Genomic DNA, 4,314 nt, shown 5'->3' on the forward strand with positions numbered 1-4,314 from the left:
TGGTGCAAACTCCGGCGTAGTTTAAGCCCATATTTATAGGCATATAAGGGATAAACGTCAAAATGCAGATGATAAAAATCGCAGAGATTATATAGTGGCGTTTTATAAGGCGCAGAGAATTAACAAAGAATTTTTTCAAATTTGCCCCCTTCAGATTTCGTGCAATGATAGCCGATTTAAGCTTAACTGGCAAGATATGATATTAAAGCCGTAGCGGCTAAGCTTTTTCAGGCGCTATTTAGCATTAAAAGCGCCTTATTTTGTTGATTCAAGCGAAAATTCTATCAAAGCCGCCGCCGCAATCGAAACGCCGATATTCAATTTTATATAGGCCGTTACGCTTTGGGTGTCGAATGGCCTAAAACCGGGCGCGCTATTAAAAGATCGAGAGGAGATCGCTCGCCTTAAAAGTGCAATCTGTAGAAGCCTACACCTGCGGCTTAAATTTCACGGAATTTAAACGCGATACAAACTAAAGCAGCCGTAGTCGGTGCGCACGGCCAAAAATTCCTCGCCATTTATACGCTCAAATTTCGCCTCGCAGCGCTTTACGACGTGCGAGAGCTCAAAGCTAAGCTGCAAATTTCCACTTTTTAGATCGATGATGCGGGCTTTATCGTAGCTGATTAGCGCGAGCCTCGAACCGTCCTCGCTAATGCAAAGCTCGTCCGCCTCGGCGCATTCGTCCCTCAACCATACAGGATTAAGCCGCTCGCCGCTTGCGGTATCGAGGCAAACTAGCTTGCCCGTATAGCGCTCCTTGCCTAACACCGAACCGTCCGCTAAAAAGCAAATTTTATCAAAAATGCCGAAGTCGCCTCTGATCTCGTTTAAAATTTCTCCATTTAGCGTGCTTAAAATTTTGATCTCGTTTTGCTTGCAGCAAAGCGCCAGTCGCGTGCCGTCAGCGTCGAGCGCGGCGCAAAGGATCGGCGTGTAGCTTTTCATTTCGGATTTGTATTCGGCAAGAGGCGAAATCTCGCCACCGCGCAAAGTAAAAATTTGACCGAACATAGCAAACGCCGCCGTATCTTTCGCAGCGCAAACGAAACTTGTAAATTCTTTGCTGTTTTTAAAGCTTAACCCTTGAGAGAGATCGCTAAATTCGCCTCTAGCCGGGTCAAATTTGAAGATAAAATGATCCAGGTCCAAAAGCAAAATCTCGCCCGCGCGCTCCGCCCGCCATGCAAGCGGCTTTGGCAAGAGGGTCTGCTGCTTTATGGCGCCGCTCGCGTTCAGCCTGATGAGAAAATCATCCAGCGCTTCGCCCTCTTTGTAGCCGCCGCATTTATAGACGAAATTTTCGCCCTCAAAGCTCGCAAACGCCAGCGCGCCCGTGTATCCGCCGCCGATGTAAACGTGCAGGCTCGTTTCGCCAGGCCTCGCATCCGCGTTTTGCATGACGTAGCCCTTTTTTAGGCTCTCCCACTCCTTTTTTGCGCAGGCTTTTTGCGCCTCGTCTATGCTAGCAAACTCCTTTTGCGTCTGCCTTGTTTTGCCGTTTTTGATGCTCTCGCTGAGTAAAATTTGACCCTGCACGCGCAAATTTAATCGGTCGCCGCCGCTTAAATTTATCAAATTTTTCATTTTCGCTCCTGCGAATTAGTTTTAAAGATTATCACAAAGCGGCGATTAAAAGCCGCTAAATATCGATAATACCGAGGTGCGAAAGCAAAATTTTAACCCCGATTAGGATCAAAATCGCGCCGCCTAAAATGAGCGCCTTTGAGTGTAGATATTCGCCCGTTAGCTTGCCTGCGTAGCATGCTGCGACGCACAGCGCGAAGCAGACGAGCCCGATTACGCAACAGGCGTAGAGGATGTTTATCTCGCCGAAAGCAAAGGTCACGCCCACAGCCATCGCGTCGATACTTGTTGCGATCGCGCCCAGCACCAGTTCCTTCGTGCTTAGGCGGAAGCTGGACTCGTCCTGCTCGCGGCGGGATTCCGCGATCATCTTGACGCCTAAAAACGATAAAATTCCAAACGCGACGAAGTGATCGATCTGCGCGATAAATTTTACGAAATTTATCCCCAAAACGTAGCCTGCAAGCGGCATTATGAACTGAGCCGCCGCGTAGAAAAACGCGACGCGCGCGATCTGCGCAAATTTAAAATTCGGATATTTCGCGCCGTTTGAGATACTAAGCGCGACGCTGTCCATCGCAAGCGCGAAAGCGATGAGTAAAAGCTCCATATTTAGCCCTTTTGGTATTATAAAAGCGTTGATTATACATTAAAATTTTCGAAATAAAATAATCAATACTTTAATTAGGGAAAAACTTTGCTTAAAAAATTAATCTTTTGTTTATTGCCGCTATTTGCGACTGCTAGCTGGGAAGAGGTCGCCGTAAAGGGGCTGGACGTCGTCATCAGCGCAAACGTGGGCGATAGCGAAAATTTTAAAAACTCGCTAAGCACTTTGATAGAGCGTGCCGCAAATGAATACGAACGCGCTGGCGTGCAGGATTATGAGCTTGATCTGCCTAGCTACATTACCGAGCGCGCGGGCAAAAAAAGCATCGCCGTGCAGAATATGCAAAGGCTGGCGAGCAAGAAGCTAAGTCTTGCCGTAGAGCCGATCAAAAAGCTCGTACTCGCTAAAATAAAAGATATGTCCGAAGCCGATACTAAGGCGGTAATGAGCGGCGAGGTGCTATTTAGCCACTATCTGCGCACCAATGCCTTTGATGAAATTTACGAAATCATTCGCCCTTTGGCGCGTGAACTAGGAGCCGACGTGAGCTTTGCTAAAAGCTTTAAAAGTGCTGTTGGACGCGAGCCTGGAGACGATTTTAGTAGCGAATTTAGCAGCGCCTTTATCAACGAAAGCTTCGATTTTTTAAGCAAAAACGAAATGGAGTTTCGCAAAAACTCGGGCGCGATTTTAAACGCGATAAAGAAGGCCAGATAGGCGCGACCGCACTAAAATCTCGGTGAAATTTTACTTTAAATTTATGAAAAATTCTATCTCGGAGCTCGCGGAAAATTTTAATTCAAAATCCGCTTTAAATTTTATCTCAAATCAGGCATGCGAGCGCGCGAAAAATACAGCGCGCGGCGGTATGATAAATTTCGCTCCAGCTTCCCGCTTCAAAGGAAATTTTAAATTTAAAGACGCGGCCGCCGAGTTAAATTTTATGAGCGTGCGAAATTTAAAATTTTATCCCGCTTCGGCTGGTTTCGCCGCACGCAATCGTGCTTCGGCCAGTTTTGCTGCGCACAGTCTCGTCGCGCTTTATTCCGCTCCGCGAGTCGGAAATCCCGAAAGAAAATCCGCTTTAAGCTCCGCGGCTCTTTCGCCAAATTTAAAGTCCGCGCAGATTCCAAGCTGCGCCGAAAGCAAAGCTTTAAATTCCGTAAATGCCTCCGCAATAAATCCTTGCGAAAATTCTGCAAAGAATTTCAAACGAAATTTTATATTAAATTTTGCGGAAAATTTTACTTGCAACGGCGCAAATAGCGCAAGTTCGCTAAATCGTGCAAGCGTCGTAGACGAGCCAAATTTAAGCCCCGCAAAAAGCCTTGCCGCAGCTCATATGCGATGCTCAAAGAAAAATTTTACTGGGGTTCTTGCAAACGATCCTGGCTACGCTAATGCGCCGCAGGGCTTTGGATTGAAAAATTTTAAGGCGTGGAATTTTGCGAAGAAATCTAATTCGGCAGAGAATTCTAGCTCCGCTCGAAGCTTGAATTTCGCGCAGAATTTCGATTTCGCGCAAAGCTCTGATTCTACGCAGAGCCCTGCTGCCGCGCAAAATTCTGCCTCTACGCAAAACTGCACGCAAAGCTCGAATTCCGCGCAGAGTTTAGGGAAAAATTCCAATTCCGCACAAAACCGCGCGCAAAATCCCGTTCCGCCTAGCAGGCTGTGGGATCTGGGGCTGCTTTTCGTGGCGATCGTTTGGGGCTGCACCTTCGTGCCGGTTCAGCGCGCGCTGCATAGCGGCGACGTTTTTAGCTTTTTGTTTTGGCGCTTTTTGGCGGCGAGCATTTTTACCTACCTCGCCTGTCTGCGCTTCGGCGTCAAATTTGACCGCGGCACGATAAGGCGGGGTGTGTTTTGCGGGCTGATGCTATTTTGCGATTTTTCGTGCCAGACTATAGCGCTTGATTATGCGCTGTCATCGACGGTAGCGTTTATTTTGGGGCTTAACGTCGTCATCGTACCATTTTTAATGCTTGCGTTTTTCGGCAAAAAAGTCGGTGCAAGCGCCTTTGGCGGCGCGGTCGTGGCGCTTTTGGGGCTATATTTTTTTAGCGGAGCAAGCGGCGCGGTGGGATTTGGCATAGGCGAGCGGCTGACGCTGATTT

4 protein-coding genes are annotated in these 4,314 nt (G+C 47.8%); 2 read left to right on the forward strand and 2 right to left on the reverse strand.

Going from position 1 to position 4,314, the window contains the following annotated elements; all coding sequences use genetic code 11:
- Positions 1–456: 456 nt before the first annotated feature.
- Together Q0257_RS06340 and Q0257_RS06345 are read right to left on the reverse strand one after the other, a co-directional pair.
- Positions 457–1,587, reverse strand: coding sequence for a hypothetical protein (locus tag Q0257_RS06340; RefSeq protein ID WP_298023024.1), 1,131 nt, complete (start codon positions 1,585–1,587; stop codon positions 457–459).
- Between the two features lie 55 nt (positions 1,588–1,642).
- On the reverse strand, positions 1,643–2,197 hold the full coding sequence (locus Q0257_RS06345) for a manganese efflux pump MntP family protein (RefSeq protein ID WP_298023026.1): 555 nt from the start codon (positions 2,195–2,197) through the stop codon (positions 1,643–1,645).
- Between the two features lie 87 nt (positions 2,198–2,284).
- Here Q0257_RS06345 and Q0257_RS06350 point away from each other — a divergent pair, with 87 nt between their 5' ends.
- On the forward strand, positions 2,285–2,914 hold the full coding sequence (locus tag Q0257_RS06350; protein ID WP_298023029.1) for a hypothetical protein: 630 nt from the start codon (positions 2,285–2,287) through the stop codon (positions 2,912–2,914).
- 151 nt (positions 2,915–3,065) lie between these two features.
- On the forward strand, positions 3,066–4,314 hold a 1,249-nt coding region (locus Q0257_RS06355), incomplete at its 3' end, for a DMT family transporter (RefSeq protein WP_298023032.1).

The organism is uncultured Campylobacter sp. (assembly GCF_938018035.1).
Classification (GTDB): domain Bacteria; phylum Campylobacterota; class Campylobacteria; order Campylobacterales; family Campylobacteraceae; genus Campylobacter_B.